The sequence below is a fragment of the Parafannyhessea umbonata genome (assembly GCF_900105025.1).
Lineage (GTDB): Bacteria > Actinomycetota > Coriobacteriia > Coriobacteriales > Atopobiaceae > Parafannyhessea > Parafannyhessea umbonata.
In genome coordinates, this window is record NZ_LT629759.1 from 1,131,767 (window position 1) to 1,148,254 (window position 16,488).

At 65.5% G+C, this 16,488-nt stretch carries 15 protein-coding genes and 1 tRNA gene; 5 read left to right on the forward strand and 11 right to left on the reverse strand.

The window, feature by feature from the left end:
* Positions 1-9: 9 nt before the first annotated feature.
* Positions 10-85, reverse strand: a tRNA-His gene (locus BLT96_RS05225).
* A 383-nt stretch (positions 86-468) separates the two neighbouring features.
* On the opposite strand from BLT96_RS05225, the gene BLT96_RS05230 reads away from it, so the two are divergent.
* The 3 genes from BLT96_RS05230 to BLT96_RS05240 all read left to right on the forward strand — a co-directional run bounded on the left by BLT96_RS05230 (position 469) and on the right by BLT96_RS05240 (position 2,889).
* Entirely contained in the window at positions 469-1,287 is an 819-nt protein-coding gene (locus BLT96_RS05230; protein WP_090862256.1) for a transporter substrate-binding domain-containing protein, read from the forward strand.
* A 146-nt stretch (positions 1,288-1,433) separates the two neighbouring features.
* Positions 1,434-2,072, forward strand: coding sequence for an amino acid ABC transporter permease (locus BLT96_RS05235; RefSeq protein ID WP_172824985.1), 639 nt, complete (start codon positions 1,434-1,436; stop codon positions 2,070-2,072).
* Complete coding sequence (locus BLT96_RS05240; protein WP_172824986.1) at positions 2,065-2,889, forward strand: amino acid ABC transporter ATP-binding protein; 825 nt, start codon at positions 2,065-2,067, stop codon at positions 2,887-2,889. The genes BLT96_RS05235 and BLT96_RS05240 overlap by 8 nt, the downstream gene beginning before the upstream one ends.
* A gap of 183 nt (positions 2,890-3,072) precedes the next feature.
* Here the strand turns inward: BLT96_RS05240 and BLT96_RS05245 are convergent, their stop codons facing one another.
* From BLT96_RS05245 to BLT96_RS05255, 3 genes are all read right to left on the reverse strand, one after another.
* The gene (locus BLT96_RS05245; RefSeq protein ID WP_090862258.1) at positions 3,073-4,089 is read right to left on the reverse strand and encodes an aspartate-semialdehyde dehydrogenase; all 1,017 of its coding nucleotides are present in this window, start codon (positions 4,087-4,089) and stop codon (positions 3,073-3,075) included.
* Between the two features lie 82 nt (positions 4,090-4,171).
* Positions 4,172-5,512: an aspartate kinase gene (locus BLT96_RS05250; RefSeq protein WP_090846951.1), complete on the reverse strand. Its 1,341-nt coding sequence runs from the start codon at positions 5,510-5,512 to the stop codon at positions 4,172-4,174.
* A 3-nt stretch (positions 5,513-5,515) separates the two neighbouring features.
* Positions 5,516-6,646, reverse strand: coding sequence for a homoserine dehydrogenase (locus tag BLT96_RS05255; protein WP_090862260.1), 1,131 nt, complete (start codon positions 6,644-6,646; stop codon positions 5,516-5,518).
* Positions 6,647-6,748: 102 nt separating this feature from the next.
* Here BLT96_RS05255 and thrC point away from each other — a divergent pair, with 102 nt between their 5' ends.
* Both thrC and thrB read left to right on the forward strand, forming a co-directional pair.
* Entirely contained in the window at positions 6,749-8,233 is a 1,485-nt protein-coding gene (gene thrC / locus BLT96_RS05260) for a threonine synthase (RefSeq protein ID WP_090862262.1), read from the forward strand.
* A gap of 33 nt (positions 8,234-8,266) precedes the next feature.
* The gene (thrB, locus tag BLT96_RS05265; RefSeq protein WP_090862264.1) at positions 8,267-9,208 is read left to right on the forward strand and encodes a homoserine kinase; all 942 of its coding nucleotides are present in this window, start codon (positions 8,267-8,269) and stop codon (positions 9,206-9,208) included.
* Positions 9,209-9,369: 161 nt separating this feature from the next.
* Here thrB and BLT96_RS05270 read toward each other — a convergent pair whose 3' ends face one another.
* From BLT96_RS05270 to BLT96_RS05300, 7 genes are all read right to left on the reverse strand, one after another.
* Positions 9,370-10,077 (reverse strand): ABC transporter ATP-binding protein, encoded by a 708-nt coding sequence (locus BLT96_RS05270; RefSeq protein ID WP_090846959.1) that lies wholly within the window; start codon positions 10,075-10,077, stop codon positions 9,370-9,372.
* The gene (locus BLT96_RS05275; RefSeq protein WP_090847016.1) at positions 10,077-10,889 is read right to left on the reverse strand and encodes an ABC transporter ATP-binding protein; all 813 of its coding nucleotides are present in this window, start codon (positions 10,887-10,889) and stop codon (positions 10,077-10,079) included. The genes BLT96_RS05270 and BLT96_RS05275 overlap by 1 nt, the downstream gene beginning before the upstream one ends.
* A 44-nt stretch (positions 10,890-10,933) precedes the next feature.
* The gene (locus BLT96_RS05280; RefSeq protein ID WP_172824987.1) at positions 10,934-12,058 is read right to left on the reverse strand and encodes a branched-chain amino acid ABC transporter permease; all 1,125 of its coding nucleotides are present in this window, start codon (positions 12,056-12,058) and stop codon (positions 10,934-10,936) included.
* A 10-nt stretch (positions 12,059-12,068) separates the two neighbouring features.
* Positions 12,069-12,944: a branched-chain amino acid ABC transporter permease gene (locus BLT96_RS05285; RefSeq protein ID WP_090864214.1), complete on the reverse strand. Its 876-nt coding sequence runs from the start codon at positions 12,942-12,944 to the stop codon at positions 12,069-12,071.
* 139 nt (positions 12,945-13,083) lie between these two features.
* Positions 13,084-14,286 (reverse strand): ABC transporter substrate-binding protein, encoded by a 1,203-nt coding sequence (locus tag BLT96_RS05290; protein WP_090862266.1) that lies wholly within the window; start codon positions 14,284-14,286, stop codon positions 13,084-13,086.
* 212 nt (positions 14,287-14,498) lie between these two features.
* Positions 14,499-14,999 (reverse strand): VanZ family protein, encoded by a 501-nt coding sequence (locus BLT96_RS05295; protein ID WP_090846963.1) that lies wholly within the window; start codon positions 14,997-14,999, stop codon positions 14,499-14,501.
* Between the two features lie 3 nt (positions 15,000-15,002).
* Positions 15,003-16,400 carry a hypothetical protein gene (locus BLT96_RS05300; RefSeq protein ID WP_090862267.1) on the reverse strand — a complete coding sequence of 466 codons (1,398 nt, stop codon included), beginning with the start codon at positions 16,398-16,400 and terminating at the stop codon, positions 15,003-15,005.
* Positions 16,401-16,488 lie beyond the last annotated feature (88 nt).

Below are 16,488 nucleotides of genomic sequence, written 5' to 3' on the forward strand. Positions count from 1 at the left end.
CGCTTGGAATGGGGTGGGTAGAGGGGCTCGAACCCTCGACCTACGGAGCCACGGTCCGTCGCTCTGCCAACTGAGCTACACCCACCATCAGGTCCCGCTCGCAACGCGCTTTGTAATAATGCCTAAACTGCGCGGTCCGCGCAAGGGTGAATTTGGAAAATTCTTTATCCAACGCCTGGTTTGCCACAAACGCCCACGTAGATGGCTCGCACCACCCTTCATAAGATGGAGACAAGGTGGAGAAGGTCCGCCATCCTCGCCCGCGGCCCCCATATCTGGCGCCAAGACGCCCTCCTGGCAGCACAGCGCGGTGCCCTCTCCTTTCCGCTCGCGGCCATGCTCTCGCGAAACAGACTCTTAACTGCGCACGTCTTGAAGCCCCCACCCCCGTGGCCTATGCTTACTGTAGCGCACTAAAGTGAATGCGCGGATCTCGTGATCTCACGCTACGATGCCCGGAGGTATCACATGGATCGTCGTCAGTTCCTCAAGCTCTCCGCCGCGGCACTCGCCGCCCCCACCCTCGCAGGCCTTGCCGGATGCGGCAGCACCGCCACCAAGACGCAGAAGAAGACGAAGCTCGTCGTCGGCTTCGACCAGGAGTTCCCGCCGTACGGCTACGTCGGCGACGACGGCAAGTACACCGGCTTCGACCTCGACCTGGCAAAGGCCGTCTGCAAGATGGAGGGCTGGGAGTACAAGCCCACGCCCATCTCGTGGGACGCGAAGGACAGCCTGCTCAACAGTGGCCAGATCACGTGCATCTGGAACGGCTTCACCATCGAGGGGCGCGAGAAGGACTACGCGTTCACGAAGCCGTACATGGAGAACCGTCAGGTCGTCGTGGTCCCGAAGGACTCCAGCGTCAAGACCCTCGCGGACCTCGCGGGCAAGAACGTCATCACCCAGGCGGACTCCGCCGCGCTCGACCTGCTGTCCAAGGGTGGCGCGCAGGAGAAGCTCGGCAGCACGTTCAAGAAGCTCCAGACCATCGACAACTACAACACGGCGTTCATGATGCTCGAGAACGGCTCCGTGGATGCCGTCGCCATCGACTACCCCGTTGCCGTGTACAACATCGGCGACCGCAAGGACGAGTTCACCATCCTCGACGAGGCCCTCAACTCCGAGCACTTCGCCGTCGGCTTTGCGAAGACCGCGGAAGGCAAGGAACTCGCGAAGACCGTCCAGGCGGACCTCAAGAAGCTCGACAAGCAGGGCAAGGTCAAGGAGCTCTGCGAGAAGTACGCGGACCAGGGCGTGTCGTACGACCTCTGGGTGCTCTAGCCACGGCATAGAAGCCCTGCCGGTCGGCGGCCCCCGTGGCCGCCGACTTTTTGCCGTTTGGGACATGCGTCCCCTCCTGGCATACCATAGTGTTCGCCATGCAAACCAGCTAGCACAAGGCGGTAAGCAACTTGGAAATCTCGACCATGACCAGCATGCTCCTGGACGGCTACGTCGTGTCGCTCCAGATATTCGCCATCACGCTCGTGGGCGCCATTCCCCTGGGCGTCGTCGTGGCGCTCGGCAGGCTCTCCCGGTTCAGGCCACTCTCGTGGCTCGTGGGCCTCTACATCTCGCTCATGCGCGGCACGCCGCTCATGCTGCAGATGTTTGCCGTGTTCTTCATCCCCTACTACCTCTTCGGCCAGCAGACGGGGCCCGGCTACATGTTCGTCGCCGTCATGATTGCGTTCATCGTGAACTATGCGGCGTACTTCGCAGAGATCTACCGCTCTGGCATCCAGAGCATGCCGCGCGGCCAGTACGAGGCGGCGCAGGTCCTGGGCTACTCCAAGGGGCAGACGTTCTTCAGGATCATCCTCCCGCAGGTGTTCAAGAGGATCCTCCCCGCAATGGGCAACGAGGTCGTCACCCTGGTGAAGGACACCTCCCTCGCGTTCTCCATCGGAGTCGCGGAGATGTTCACCACCAGCCGCGCGCTCGTCGCGTCGCAGCGCAGCATGGTGCCGTTTGCCATAGCGGCCGCCATCTACTGGGTCACGTGCCTGGTAATCGAATTCGTCATGCGCAGGATCGAGAAGAGGATGGACTACTACCATGACTAAGCCCAAGCTGCGCGAGATGCCGCGCCCCGATATCAGCCTCACGTCCGCGCTGGGACTTCCCGCCGTCTACGTGAAGGACGCGCGCAAGTCCTTTGGCGACAAGGAGGTGCTCCGCGACGTCAGCCTCCAGATCGGCCGGGGCGAGGTCGTCTCGCTCATAGGCCCCTCCGGCGCCGGCAAGTCCACGATGCTGCGCTGCCTCGCCCTTCTCGACACGTTCGACTCCGGCGAGCTCGCCTACGGCAACGTCCGCGTCTGCGCAAACCAGCCCGGAAGCGAGAAGACCACCTACGACAAGGCGGCCATGCGCCAGGCGCGCATGCGCTTTGGCATCGTGTTCCAGAACTACAACCTCTTCCCGCACTACACGGTGCTCAAGAACGTGATGGACGCCCCCATCGTCGTGCAGAGGCGCGACCCCAAGGAGGTGGAGGAGCAGGCCCGCACGCTCCTGGAGCAGCTCGACATCGCGGACCACGCGGACAAGGTGCCGGACCAGCTCTCCGGCGGCCAGCAGCAGCGCGTCGCCATCGCCCGTGCCCTGTGCATGAACCCCCAGGTCATCTTCTTCGACGAGGCCACCTCGGCCCTCGACCCCAAGCTGACGCAGGACATGCACCGCCTCATCCGCAGGCTCGCGAAGGACGGCATGGCCGTCGGCATCGTCACCCACGAGATGGGCTTCGCGCGCGAGGTGTCAGACCGCATCGCGTTTTTGTTCGACGGCCAGATCGTGGAGGAGGGCACGCCGGAAGAGGTCTTGGTGCACCCCACCGACGAGCGCACCAAGAGGTTCCTCGCCAACGCGGAGGACTAACGCGCGAGAAGGGCGGTCCTGCCAAGGACGCGCGTCCTTCTCGCCCGCATCGCTATCCCACACACGTACAAGCACACACGCACACGCAAAGGGGACGGGCCACACGACCCGTCCCCTTCTTGCATCATGTCTGAACGACCCTCCCATCCAGATGATGCCTCTTTTTATAGCTTTGCGCTGGCGCTACAGCAGGTGCTCCGCAATCTGCACCGCGTTCGTGGCCGCGCCCTTGCGGATCTGGTCGCCGCAGCACCAGAACGTGAGCGCACTCACGCCGTCCGGCGCGGAAAGGTCGCGGCGGATGCGGCCCACGTACACCAGGTCCTGGTCGGACGTGTCGAGCGGCATGGGGTAGCGCAGGTTCGCGGGGTCGTCCACGACCTTGACGCCCGGTGCCTTGGACAGCACCTCGCGCGCCTCGTCCGGCGTGATGGGACGCTCGAACTCCACGGTGATGGACTCGGAGTGCGAGCGCATGACCGGCACGCGCACGCAGGTGCAGTTGACGCGGAGCTCGGGCATGTGCATGATCTTGCGGCCCTCGTTCTGCATCTTCAGCTCCTCGGAGGTGTACGCCTCCTCCTTGAAGCCGCCGATCTGCGGGATGAGGTTGAACGCGAGCTGGTAGGCAAACGGTGCGGTATCACCGACCTCGCCGCCCTCGGCCAGCACGCGGCTCTCGCGCTCGAGCTCCTTGAGGCCCGGCATGCCGGCGCCGGAGGCCGCCTGGTACGTGCTCACGATGAGCCTCTTGAGGCCGGCCCTCTGCGCAAGCGGCCACGTGGGGACGAGGCCGATGATCGTGGCGCAGTTGGGGTTCGCGATGATGTTCCTGGGGTGGTTCGCGATGTCCTCGGGGTTGATCTCCGGGATGACCAGGGGCACGTCCGCGTCCAGCCTGAACGCGTGGGAGTTGTCCACGCACACGGCGCCGCGCGCCGCCGCCTCGGGCAGAAGCTCCTTCGCCTGGGCGTCGCCCGCGGCACCCAGCACGATGTCGACGCCGTCGAACGCGTCCGGCGTCGCCTCGAGCACGGTCACGTCCTCGCCGTTGAACCTCACGGTCTTTCCCGCGGAGCGCGCGCTCGCAAGCGGCACGAGCCGCTCAACGGGAAAGTCCCTCTCCTCCAGGCACTGGATCATCTGGGTGCCGACGACGCCGGTTGCGCCCAGGATCGCGACGACCAACTTGTCTGCCATGTCCATCTCCTCACTGTTCTCGCACGGCGAGAAACGCAGGTGTTCGGGCTCGGAGCCACGTGCGGACCCGAGCCCCGGGTGTCTAGTTCTTCTCGTCCAGGCTCACGTACTCCGACTCCACGAAGTTGTCGTAGATGACCTTGATCGCGCGAGCGAAGTCCGAGTTGTTGACGCCGAGGATGATCGAGATCTCCTGCGAGCTCTGGGTGATCATGCGGATGTTGATGCCCGCCTCGCCCAGCACGCCGAAGATGCGGCCGGAGGTGCCGGCACGGCGGCTCATGTTGCGGCCGACGACGGAGATGAGTGCAAGGCTGTCTATCACGTTGATGCTGTCCGGCTTCAGCTCCTGGCGAAGGTCGTTCACGATCGAGTAGATCGTGTCCTTCACGTCCGCTCCGTTCACGACGATGCCGAAGGAGTCGACGCCCGTGGGGATGTGCTCCACGGAGACGCCGTAGCGCTCGAACACGGAGAGCGCGCGGCGCACGAAGCCGACGGAGTTGGACATGTGGGCCTTCTGGACGTGGATCGCCATGAAGTCCTTCTTGCCCGCGATGCCGGTGATGAGGTGCTCGCGCTCGTGCTCCGTCGCGGTCTCGCGGATGACGGTGCCCTGGGCGGACGGGTCGTTCGTGTTCTTGATCTGGATGGGGATGCCGACCTCGCGCACGGGGAAGATGGCCTCCTCCTGCAGGACGGACGCGCCCATGTAGCTGAGCTCGCGCATCTCGTCGAACGTGATGCGGTGGATGGAGCGGGGGTTGTCCACTATGCGGGGGTCTGCCGCGAGGAAGCCGGAGACGTCCGTCCAGTTCTCGTACACGCCTGCGTCGAGGCAGCGCGCCAGGATGGCACCCGTGATGTCGCCGCCGCCGCGCTGGAAGAGCTTCAGCGTGCCGTCGACCGTCGACCCGTAGAAGCCGGGCAGGAGGAACCCGCCCAGGCGCGCCGCGGCGTCCTTCACGTGGGTGGCCGTGCGCTCCATGTCGACGGTGCCGTCGTGGTGGAACACGATCACGTCGGCGGCGTCCACAAACGGAATGCCCAGGTACTCGGCCATGAGCTGTCCGGTGAACCACTCGCCCCTCGACACGATGTACTCTGGCGACAGGCTGGAGACGACCGAGGAGAACTCCTCGAACTTCTCCTCTATGGGGTACTTGAGCCCGAGCTCGTCCCTGATGTCCACGAAGCGCTGCTCGATGGTCTTAAGAAGCGACGTGCAGTCCACGTGGTACTCGATGTGGGCGTTCACCAGAAGCAGCAAGTCGGTCAGCTTGTTGTCGCCGCTGAAGCGCTTGCCCGCGGCAGACACGACGATGAACCTGCGGTCGGGGTCCGCCTTCACGATGGACTTGACCTTCTTGAACTGGCTGGCCTCGGCGACGCTGGAGCCGCCGAACTTGGATACCTTGATCATGTGCTAGCCCTCCTGCGGAAGCGCCGCCATGAAGCTGGTGGCGTCCACGCTCGTTGCGTACTCGAAGACCTCGCGCGCCCTTACCGCAGAAAGGCCGCGCACGAGCACCATGCCCTCGCAAAACGGCTCCGCACCGTCGAGCCTTGCCTTCGTGCGGAACACGTAGTCGGACGTGAGGAGCTCCGGGCGCCACTCGAGCCCGCGCGAGAAGTCGTAGTGGGGACGGCGGCCCGCCGCGAAGTCCAGCACGTCCTGCACCATGGCGTTGCCCGTGGGCAGCATGCCGGCGCCCTGGCCGTAGAACTTCAGCGGCCCGACGGTGGTGGCGTCCAGCGAGATGAGGTTGAAGTTCGAGGGCACGTTCGCCTCGAGCGACTCGATGGGGACGGCGACGGGCTCGACGGCGGCCGCGTAGCCGCCATCGCGCTGCACGCCGCGGCCCAGCAGCTTCACCCCCCTGCCCATCGCGCGGAGCGCGTCGAGGTCGCCCTTGGCGAGCGTCCTGATGCCCGTGGTGGGCATGTCCTTCTCGCACGCGGTGTCGAACGCGACGCCCACGGTGATGATGGTCTTGTTGCGGACGTCCACGCCGTCGATGTCCGCGGACGGGTCGCGCTCGGCATAGCCCAGTGCCTGCGCCTCCGCAAGCACCTGGTCGAAGTCCGCGCCCTCCTTCACCATGCCGTCCACGATGAAGTTCGTGGTGCCGTTCATGATGCCCGAGAAGGACGTGACCTCGTCGATGCGGCGCACCTTCTCGATCGAGGCGATCCAGGGGATGCCGCCTCCGACGGACGCCTCGATGAGCAGGCTCGCGTCCGTCGCGTTCGCCTGCCGCACGAACTCGTCGAAGTAGGCGGCGACCACGGCCTTGTTGGACGTGACGACGCTCTTGCCCTTCGCGAGCGCGTCGAGGATGAACGTGTGGGCGGGCTCGAGGCCGCCCATGCACTCCACGACGACCTTGATGTCGTCGTCTTCCACGATCTGCGCATAGTCGGACGTCATGCGCGGGTCGGTCAGGCGGTCCGGCAGCTCGAGGATGCGAGAGACCTCCACGCCGCTCACGCGCTCCGATATGATGCGGTCGACGCCCTTTCCGACGGTGCCATAGCCCAGGACGGCAATCTTCATGGCTATCCAATCTTTCTGTTGTGTGACGTTAGAACGGCCCAATGCCGGCTGCGGCTATCATACGTTATGTAGTGCCGCCAAACCGAGGCAAGGAGCGCCACGATGACAACTTTCTATCACAGCACGCGCAGCGATAGCGAAACCGTAACAAGCAAGCAAGCAATCCTCGCGGGAATCGCACCCGACGGTGGACTGTACGTGAGCGACGACGCCGTCCGCAACAAGCTGGACCTGCGGGCCGTGTGCCAGGAGGGCTACCACCAGATCGCGCGGCGCGTGCTCGGCACCCTGCTGCCAGACTTCACCGAGCAGGAGGTCGCCTCGTGCGTGGAGGCCGCGTACTCCGACAACTTCGACACGCCCGCCGTCACGCCGCTCTCCCCGCTCGGCACCGACTGGCTGCTCGAGCTCTACCATGGCCCCACCTGCGCGTTCAAGGACGTCGCCCTGCAGATGCTGCCGCGCCTCATGTCCGTCGCACGCAAGGGAGAAGGACGCAACGTCATGATCGTCACCGCCACGTCGGGCGACACCGGCAAGGCGGCCCTCGCCGGCTTCGCGGGCGTGCCGGGCACGGGAGTCACGGTCTTCTATCCCGACGGCAAGGTCTCCGACGTCCAACACCTGCAGATGGTCACCCAGACCGGCGACAACGTCGCGGTCTGCGGCATCAAGGGCACGTTCGACGACGCCCAGACCCAGGTGAAGCGCATCTTCGCGGACAGGGACCTCGCAGGACGCCTCGCCGCCCAGAACGTGATGCTCTCGAGCGCGAACTCCATCAACGTCGGCCGGCTCGTCCCGCAGGTCACGTACTACTTCTCCGCGTACGCCCAGCTCGTGCAGACCGGCGCCATCGTGATCGGTGACGAGGTCGACTTCTGCGTGCCCACCGGCAACTTCGGCGACGTGCTCGCCGGCTACTACGCCAAGCTCCTCGGGCTCCCCGTCGGCAAGCTCGTCGTCGCGTCCAACAGCAACAAGGTCCTGACGGACTTCCTCACCACCGGCACGTACGATCGCCGCCGCGACTTCGTGAAGACCATCTCGCCCTCCATGGACATCCTCGTGTCGTCCAACCTCGAGCGCATGCTGTACTACCTCACGGACGGCGACTGCGAGGCGGTCGCAACCTACATGGCCGACCTCGCCCAGAAGGGCTGCTACACCATATCCAAGGACCTTCTCGCCAAGCTCCGCCAGACGTTCGACTGCGGCTTCGCGACGGACGACGAGACCCGCCAGACCATCCGCGACACGTGGGAGAAGGACCACGTCCTCATCGACACCCACACCGCCGTCGCGCGCCACGTGCTGGGCAGGTTCGCGCCGGAGGGCCGCCAGCGCGTGTGCCTGTCCACCGCGAGCCCGTACAAGTTCTCCGCGGACGTCCTCGCGGCGCTCGGCACGGACGTGAGCGGCCTCGACGGCTTCGCGTGCATGGACAGGCTGCAGGCCCTCACGGGCGTAGCGGCGCCGGCGCAGCTTTCCGGCCTCAGGGACGCCCCAGTCCTCCACGCAGACGTGTGCGACATGGACGGCATGACCGCGTTCGTCGAGGGCTCCTGCAACCGCGTCTTCGCCTAGCGAACGCGCATCGATCCTTTGGGGGCTCAACTCATGACTGACCAGACCAAGGACCGCGCGGGCGAGAAGCACGCGGCACCGCGCAGGTTCCGCGTGCTCGTGCCCGCGACCTCCGCGAACGTGGGCGTGGGCTACGACTGCCTCGGGCTCGCGCTCGACCTCACGGCGAGCTTCACGTTCGAGGTGTCGGACCAGCTGCTGATCGACGGTTGCCAGGAGCGCTTCCGTGGCGAGGACAACCTCGTATGGACGAGCTACCTCGACACCTGCCGCGAGCTGTACTCGCGCCCGCACGCCCTGCACATCACCATCGACTCGCCCGTGCCGCTCTCGGGCGGCCTCGGGTCCAGCTCCACCTGCGTCGTCGCGGGAGTCGTCGCGGCGCAGGTGCTCCACGCAGGCGGCTTCGACGCAGACGCCGCGCTCGACTTCGCCACCAGGATCGAGGGCCATCCGGACAACGTGGCCCCGGCGCTCATGGGCGGGCTCGTGAGCTCGTTCGTGGACGAGGGCCGCACACGCTCCCTGCGCTTCGACATCGCGCCCAACCTCACGTTCGTGGCCATCGCGCCGCCGTACGAGGTCCGCACGGCAGAGGCGCGCAAGGTCATGCCGAAGGAGGTCTCCGTCCAGACCGCCGTGTGGCAGATGGGCCACTGCGTCGCGGTCGTGGACGCGCTCAGGCGCGGCGACGCGGAGCTCCTCTCCGCCGCGGCGAAGGACCGCCTGCACGAGCCGTACCGCGCGACCCTCATCCCGGACTACGAGCCCATCCGCCGCACCGCGCTCGCCGCCGGCAGTGCCGCCTTCCTCATCTCCGGCTCCGGCTCAACCATGCTCGCCATCACGGACGGGCGCAAGGCCGCGGATCGCGTCGCGGCGTCTGTCACCAACATGGTCGAGAACCACGTAGACGGCCTCTGGGTGCGCGTGCTCGCCGCGAACTCGCGCGGCACGGAGGTCGAGGTGCTGTAGCGTAGCGTCGTCCCATGCGAACTCACCGCGCGGTCCACTCCGCACGAGGACGTCTGCACGCAAAGGCTTTCCAACAAGAAGAACGGGCGTCCCAAGCGGGGCGCCCGTTCTCTGTTGCGGCTCTTGCCGGGTAGCGGATTGCCTGCGCGTGACGCCTAAGCCTAGCCTCCGAGGTAGGCCTTGCGGACGTCGTCGTCGTGCAGCAGGTCCGAGCCGGTGCCGGTCTTGCTGATGTGGCCGACCTCGAGCACGTAGCCCCTGTCCGCGATGGAGAGCGCCATGGACGCGTTCTGCTCGACCAGCAGGATGGTCGTGCCCTGATCGTTCAGGGCGCGGATGATGTCGAAGATCTCCTCCACGAGGATGGGCGCGAGGCCCATGGACGGCTCGTCCAGCATGAGGAGCTCCGGCTTGCTCATGAGCGCGCGGCCCATGGCGAGCATCTGCTGCTCGCCGCCGGACAGCGTGCCGGCCGTCTGGTTCATGCGCTCCTTCAGGCGAGGGAAGCGCTCGTACACGATCTCGAGCGTCTCCGCGTTCTCCGCGTCAGTGCGGGTGTAGCCGCCCATCTCGAGGTTCTCGGCCACAGTCATCTGCGCGAACACGCGGCGTCCCTCCGGGCAGAGGGCGAGGCCCTTCTCGACGATCTTGTGGGCCTTCACGCCCACGAGGCTCTCGCCCTTGAACTCGATGGAGCCGGAGTCGGGCTTGATGATGCCCGCGACGGTGTTGAGCGTGGTGGACTTGCCGGCACCGTTCGCGCCGATGAGGGTGACGATCTCGCCCTGGTTGATGTCGAACGAGATTCCTTGCACCGCCTTGATGGCGCCATACGACACGTGCAGGTCCTTGACGGAAAGAAGCGCCATTACTTCACCCCCTGCTTGCCAAGATAGGCCTCGATGACCTTCGGGTCCTGCTGGATCTCCTCGGGCGTGCCCTTCGCAATGATTTTGCCGTAGTTGAGGACGCCGACGACCTCGCACACGCCCATGACGAGGGACATGTCGTGCTCGATGAGGAGGATCGCGATCTGGAACTCGTCGCGGATCTTCAGGATGTTCTCCATCAGCTCCTCGGTCTCGTTCGGGTTCATGCCCGCCGCAGGCTCGTCCAGAAGCAGGACCTTGGGATGCGTCGCGAGCGCGCGCAGAATCTCGAGGCGACGCTGCGCGCCGTACGGCAGGTTGCCCGCCCTCGTGTCCGCGAACTTCTGCATGTCGAAGATGCCGAGAAGGTCCATCGCCTTGTCGCGGAACTCCCTCTCCTGCTTCCAGTGCTTGGGGAAGCGCAGCATGTCCGTCACGAGGTTCGTGCTCATGGAGTTGCCGAAGCCGACGAGGATGTTCTCCGCGACGGTCATCTGGCTGAACAGGCGGATGTTCTGGAACGTGCGGGCGACGCCGAGCTTGTTTACCTGGACCATGCTCATGCCTGCCGTGTCGTAGCCATCGACGAGGATGGTGCCGCGCGTCGGCTTGTACACGTTCGTGAGCAGGTTGAAGATCGTGGTCTTGCCGGCGCCGTTGGGCCCGATGAGGCCGGAGATCTCCGTGCGACCCATGGCTATGTTGAAGTCGTCGACGGCCGTGAGTCCGCCGAAGTCGATGCCGAGGTGCTTCGCCTCGAGGACGGGGATCTTGCCAAGGTCTCGCTCGGGGATGAGGTTGGGGCTCTCCATCTGCACCAGGACGGAGCGGCGCTTCTTCTCTTCGCTGGTCAAGGCTACTCCACCTCCTCTGCGGACGCGCTCTTCTTCCAGGGGAACTCGCGGTTGGCGATCTTCTCGAGGACGTTGCCGAGCGAGAAGTCGTACGTGCCGAGCAGGCCCTGCGGACGGAAGATCATGACGAGGATCAGCACGATGGCGTACACGACCATGCGGTAGTCCGCGAACGCGCGCAGTGCCTCGGGCAGGATCGTGAGGAAGGTCGCGGACAGCACGGAGCCGAGCATGGAGCCCATGCCGCCGAGGACGACCATGACCAGGATCTCGATCGACTTCATGAAGCCGAACTTCGCGGGGGCCATGACGCCGATGCAGCCTGCGTACAGGCCTCCGCCGATGCCGGCGAAGAACGCCGAGACGACGAACGCGAGCGTCTTGTAGTACGTGGTGTTCACGCCGGAGGCCTCGGCTGCGATCTCGTTGTCGCGGATGGCGAGGATCGCGCGGCCGTGGCGGGACTTCATCATGGTGTGGATGAGGAAGAGTGAGATGACCACGACGACGGACGTGTTCAGGAAGTTCGTGTACGCGGGGATGCCCGTGAGGCCCTTCGCGCCGCCCGTGAGCTCGAAGCCAAGTACGCCATCGATGTTAAGCATGATGACGCGAATGATCTCGGCGAAGCCGAGCGTGATGATGGCGAGGTAGTCGCCCTTCAGGCGCAGCGCCGGGATGCCGATGATGATGCCGCAGATGGCGGCGCAGATGCCGCCGAACACGAGCCCGACGACGAACAGAAGCGACGCAGCGGGGGTGCCGAGAACGAAGTCGCGCATCGTGACGCCGAAGGCAGGCATCATGCGCATGATGAAGATGGCGCACGAGTAGCCGCCGACCGACATGAAGCCGGCGTGACCGAGCGGCAGCTGTCCGAGGTAGCCGGTCGCGATGTTGAGCGACACCGCCATGATGATGTAGATGCCCACCTGCTCGAGCACGGACGTCTGGTAGCGGGTGATGATGCCCTGGCCCACCATCATGTCGCCGATTGCGAGGAACAGGACGACGAGCACGGTGTTGATGATGTAGCGCTTTCCGACGGATATGGTCTTGCGAGGACGAGAGCCCTTCGGAGCGCCTGCGGTAATGATGGGCTTCTCCCCGTTCTTGAGTTCTTCCACGACGACCTCCTTACACTTTCTCGCTCATCGTGCGGCCGAGAATGCCGGTGGGCTTGACGATCAGCACGATGATAAGGAGCAGGAACACGACGGCGTCCTTCCACACGGAGAGCCCCAGCGCGGAGACGAACACCTCTGCGAAGCCGACGAGCAGACCGCCGATGACGGCGCCCGGAATCGACCCGATGCCGCCGAGGACGGCCGCGACGAACGCCTTCGTGCCGAGCATGATGCCCATGGTCGGCGTCGCCTGGGAGTAGGCCATGCTGTACAGGACCGCGCCGATGCCCGCGAGCGCAGAGCCAAGGGCGAACGTGAAGGAGATCGTGGTGTTGACGTTGATGCCCATGAGCCTTGCCGCACCCATGTCCTCGGACACCGCGCGCATGGCCTTGCCGAGCTTCGTCTTCTGGACGAGGAACGTCAGCACCGCGGTCGAGATGGCCGTCACGACGATCGTGAGGATGGCGTTCAGCGAGAGGCTCATGCCCGCGACCTTGATGTTCGAGACGCTTATGAACGGAGGGACGACCTTCGCGTCTGCGCCGAATACGAGCTGCGCGCCGTTCTCCAGGAAGTACGAGACGCCGATGGCCGTGATCAGGATGGAAAGGCGCGGTGCGTTGCGCAGCGGGGCGTATGCGACCTTGTCGATGAGGACGCCGAGCAGCGTGCAGCCCGCGACCGAAAGAATGACGGCGATGACGGGGTTCATCCCCAGCTTCGCCATGACGATCCAAGAAATGTACGCGCCGACCATGATGATGTCGCCATGGGCAAAGTTAAGGAGCAGGATGATGCCATACACCATCGTGTAGCCCAGGGCGACGAGCGCATAGATGCTGCCGAGCTGCAATCCGTTCAGCAGCTGCGTTAAAAACGTCACGGCAAACACTTCCTCTCGTGTACCAGCTCGTTGGTTCGGTTACTGACTCGGGACCGGGGCTCTCTTGCGTGCCCCCGTACCCCAAAGGCGCCGAGAGAGATCCCCCGGCGCCTCCAAAGTGTCTCCTAAGAGACCATCCCTACAGGGTGGTCTCGATGTACTCCTTGCCGTCCTTGAAGCCGATGATGAGCGTCGACTTCACGGGGTCGCCGGTGCCGTCGTACTTGATCGTACCGGTGACGCCCTCGACCTTGCCCTTCGCGATGGCGTCGATGACCTTCTGCTTGTAGTCCTCGTAGTCCTTCGCGTCGCCGTCCTTCTCGACCTTGTCGATGGCGGTGAGCAGGATCATCGCGGCGTCATAGCCCAGTGCGCAGAAGTTCGTCGGGTCGCTCTTGTACTCGGCCTTGTAGTCCTTGATGAACTGCTGGACGTGCTTGTCGTCGTTCGCGGAGACGAACGAGGTGTCATAGAAGCAGCCCTCGAGGTCCTTGCCGGAGGCGTAGTCCTCGTCGCCGCCGACGATGTTCGCCCAGCCGTCGGCGCCCAGGAAGACGCCCGTGTAGCCGAGCTCGCGCGCCTGGGTGACGATCTTGCCGTCGTCCTGGTAGTAGTTCGGGGAGAGGACGGCGTCCGGCTTCTTCGCGATGATGTTCGCGAGCTGCGCCTTGAAGTCGACGTCACCCTGGGAGTAGCTCTCCTGCGTGGCGACGGTGAGGCCCTTCTTCTTAGCCTCCTTCACGAACGCGTCGTTCACGCCCTTCTCGTAGTCGCCGCCGGAGTTGAAGATGGTGCAGACGGTCTTGTAGCCCTGCTGCGCCGCGAAGTCGGCCATGAGCTTGCCCTGGTAGGGGTCGGTGTAGCATGCGCGGAACGCGTTCTTGCCGTACTTGATGAAGTCGGCCGCGGTGGCAGAGGCGGTGACCAGGGGGATGTTGTCGCTGACGGACGCCTGCGCGACGGCGATGGACGGCGTGGACGTGACGTCGCCGACGATGCCGACCACGTTGTCCTCGACCATCTTCTGGTACACGTTCACGGCCTCGGTGGCATCGCCCTTCTCGTCCTGGACGACGAGGTCGATCTTCTTGCCGGACTTGGTGCCGCCCTTCTTGTTGAACTGCTTCACGTAGAGCTTGGCACCGTTGCGGACGGCGAGGCCGTACTGGGCGACGTCGCCGGAATACGGACCCATGAGGCCGACCTTCAGGGTCTTGCCAGAGATGGCGGAGTCAGAGCCGGAACCGGAGCCACAGGCGGAAATGAGCGAGGCTACCCCAAGGCCCAGGGCGGTGGTGCCACTCGCCTTGAAGAGGTCGCGCCTCGTGATGTTGTTTGCCATTTTATTACCTCCATCTTTACTAAGGGTGCCTCTAGGCATCATTTAGCTTGAACCAAACTTAAGCCTTTAGGTGCTTCAAGTCACCGAAAGCTGCCGATGGTTATCGTGTCTGCAACATTTGAAGTCGTTTGGAAACATGCGCACGATAACGTGGCGAGAAAAGCGAGGGGACGCGGCTTTGGCCACGCCCCCACAACAACAATTTTTTCACGTTAGCCCCGGCGTCGCCTGAGGCGTCGCGCCGCGAGCATGACGAGCGTGCCGAACAGCACGCCCGAAAGGTCGAGCAGCACGTCCGTGAGCAGGCTCGACCTGCCGGGCGTGAACATCTGGATGGTCTCGTCCGCCACGGGCGCGAGGCAGCACGCGAGCGTGCCGAGCTTCACGAGGCGCATCGCCCCTGCGTCCACGCCGTAGGACGCGCGCATGAAGCCGCCCTGGGCCGCCGTACGCAGCCCGGAGCACAGAAGCCCGAGCATCGCGTACTCCAGGAAGTGGGCGCACTTGCGTATGAGGTGCGTCATCTGGTGCGCGTCGGTGACGCCCGCCGCCTCGAACGCCGGGCGCAGCGCGTGCATCACCACGTTGCTCTCCCCCGTCGACGCGGGTCCCGGCACGAGCGAGTGCCCCCACACGAACGCGAGCCACAGCAGCACGACCACGAGCCACACGCCCGCGGCGCGCGACGCGTGCGCGGAGCCCCTGCCGGCCACGCTCTAGGCCTCCCTGACCATGCTCGCCATGTGGCGGGGCTTGTACGCGGCCTGCGCACCGCGCTGGCGCGTGCGGTGCAGCTTCGCCGTGGACTTCAGGCTTTGGCTTCCGCCCTGGATGACGTGGAGGTACTCACGCGAGGAGCGGCGTGCCGCTTGGCTCTTGTTGCGCGAGAACTCGTCGTCTATCAGGTAGTCGATGTAGGACTCCGTGTCCACTACCTCGGGGTGGCCGGCCGGCGCGCGGAACGGGATGAACTTCGTCGGGTCCTCGAGGCCGGTCGGGTCGTCGATCGCGTCCGCGCTTCCGACGACGTCGTTGAAGGCCGGTACGCGCGGGCCGCGGTCGATGTTCTCGTCCATCGCCTCGAGCGCGGTCTCCCACAGGTCGCCCTGGTCCAGCTCGTCCGCATCGCGGCGCTCGGGATACTTGCCCTGGTACACTTCTGGGACGCTCTGCGCTATGCGCGCGGCGCGGGAGCGCGCGAACTCCATGGCGGGCGTGAGCTTCCTGCCCTCGGCACCCTCCCCCTGCGCTGCTTCCGCCTGTGCCGCGGCGGCGCGTCGCGGAGCGGGGTCCATCCACGCCGGAATCTCTAACGAGTCCGCCGTCTGGTTCACGCTCGGAGCGAAGTCCAGCTGGTCCGGCGCGCCCACCAGGCGCACGGACTCGCCCAGGCGCTCGTTCCACCAGCTCGTGCCCACGTCGCCCACCGATCCGTCCGCGCGCTCGATGATGGGCAGCCCCTCGAACTTGTCGCCTCCCAGGCGGTCGTGCAGGACGCTCGCCACGCCGCGGGCGCGAGCGGCCATGCGGGCACTGAGCGTCTCGTGCTTCACGTAGCGCTCGGCGACGTTCACGTAGTCGTTCTCGTTCGCGGACTCCTCGTCCACGGCGGGCACGCGCGACGCGATGACCGCGTTCACGGGGCGCGCGATCGTCTCGTCCACGGAGTATGCGCCGCTGACGGGCATGACGCCCACGTAGTGGCCGGCGGGTTCCGCCATCTTCGGGGCGGCGTAGCTGCGGGACGGCGCGGGCGCGACCGGCTGTGCCGGCTGGTGGCTCTCCGCCTGCGCCGCAGGGACGGCCGAACCATCGAGGCTGGCCGCGGCTCTCGCGGCGACGTCACCCCTCGCACCCAGGACGGCCGTCGGCTCCTCAGCCTGCCCGTCCTTCTCGGCGCCTTCCCTGCGCGCATGCGCCCGGGCGAGAAGTGCCACGACGCTCGTTGCGGCCGCACCGCAGGCGACGCCCAGGGCGAAGGTGGCGAGGGGGTTGCCCGCGACGTCGCGACCAAGGTCGGCCAGGGTCGCCGCATGGGCCGTCTGAGGGACGACCGCGCCCCATGCGCCAAGAAGCCCCGCAGCCACCGCCGGGTTCCTTCTTGCCTTGTTCATCCCTGCACCTCCCGCGCCGTGCCCGATGCATCACACGCGGAATCGAAGAATCGCCAGCGACGCCAGCGGCTTTAACCACGCTGCGCGT

What these genes read in the sequence shown, in the direction of transcription:
- thrB (WP_090862264.1), top strand. Translation starts at nt 8,267, where the DNA reads ATGACTGACCAGACCAAGGACCGCGCGGGCGAGAAGCACGCGGCACCG.
- BLT96_RS05230 (WP_090862256.1), top strand. Translation starts at nt 469, where the DNA reads ATGGATCGTCGTCAGTTCCTCAAGCTCTCCGCCGCGGCACTCGCCGCC.
- BLT96_RS05250 (WP_090846951.1), bottom strand. Translation starts at nt 5,512, where the DNA reads ATGATCAAGGTATCCAAGTTCGGCGGCTCCAGCGTCGCCGAGGCCAGC.
- BLT96_RS05300 (WP_090862267.1), bottom strand. Translation starts at nt 16,400, where the DNA reads ATGAACAAGGCAAGAAGGAACCCGGCGGTGGCTGCGGGGCTTCTTGGC.
- BLT96_RS05240 (WP_172824986.1), top strand. Translation starts at nt 2,065, where the DNA reads ATGACTAAGCCCAAGCTGCGCGAGATGCCGCGCCCCGATATCAGCCTC.
- thrC (WP_090862262.1), top strand. Translation starts at nt 6,749, where the DNA reads ATGACAACTTTCTATCACAGCACGCGCAGCGATAGCGAAACCGTAACA.
- BLT96_RS05275 (WP_090847016.1), bottom strand. Translation starts at nt 10,889, where the DNA reads ATGGAGAGCCCCAACCTCATCCCCGAGCGAGACCTTGGCAAGATCCCC.
- BLT96_RS05270 (WP_090846959.1), bottom strand. Translation starts at nt 10,077, where the DNA reads ATGGCGCTTCTTTCCGTCAAGGACCTGCACGTGTCGTATGGCGCCATC.
- BLT96_RS05290 (WP_090862266.1), bottom strand. Translation starts at nt 14,286, where the DNA reads ATGGCAAACAACATCACGAGGCGCGACCTCTTCAAGGCGAGTGGCACC.
- BLT96_RS05245 (WP_090862258.1), bottom strand. Translation starts at nt 4,089, where the DNA reads ATGGCAGACAAGTTGGTCGTCGCGATCCTGGGCGCAACCGGCGTCGTC.
- BLT96_RS05255 (WP_090862260.1), bottom strand. Translation starts at nt 6,646, where the DNA reads ATGAAGATTGCCGTCCTGGGCTATGGCACCGTCGGAAAGGGCGTCGAC.
- BLT96_RS05235 (WP_172824985.1), top strand. Translation starts at nt 1,434, where the DNA reads ATGACCAGCATGCTCCTGGACGGCTACGTCGTGTCGCTCCAGATATTC.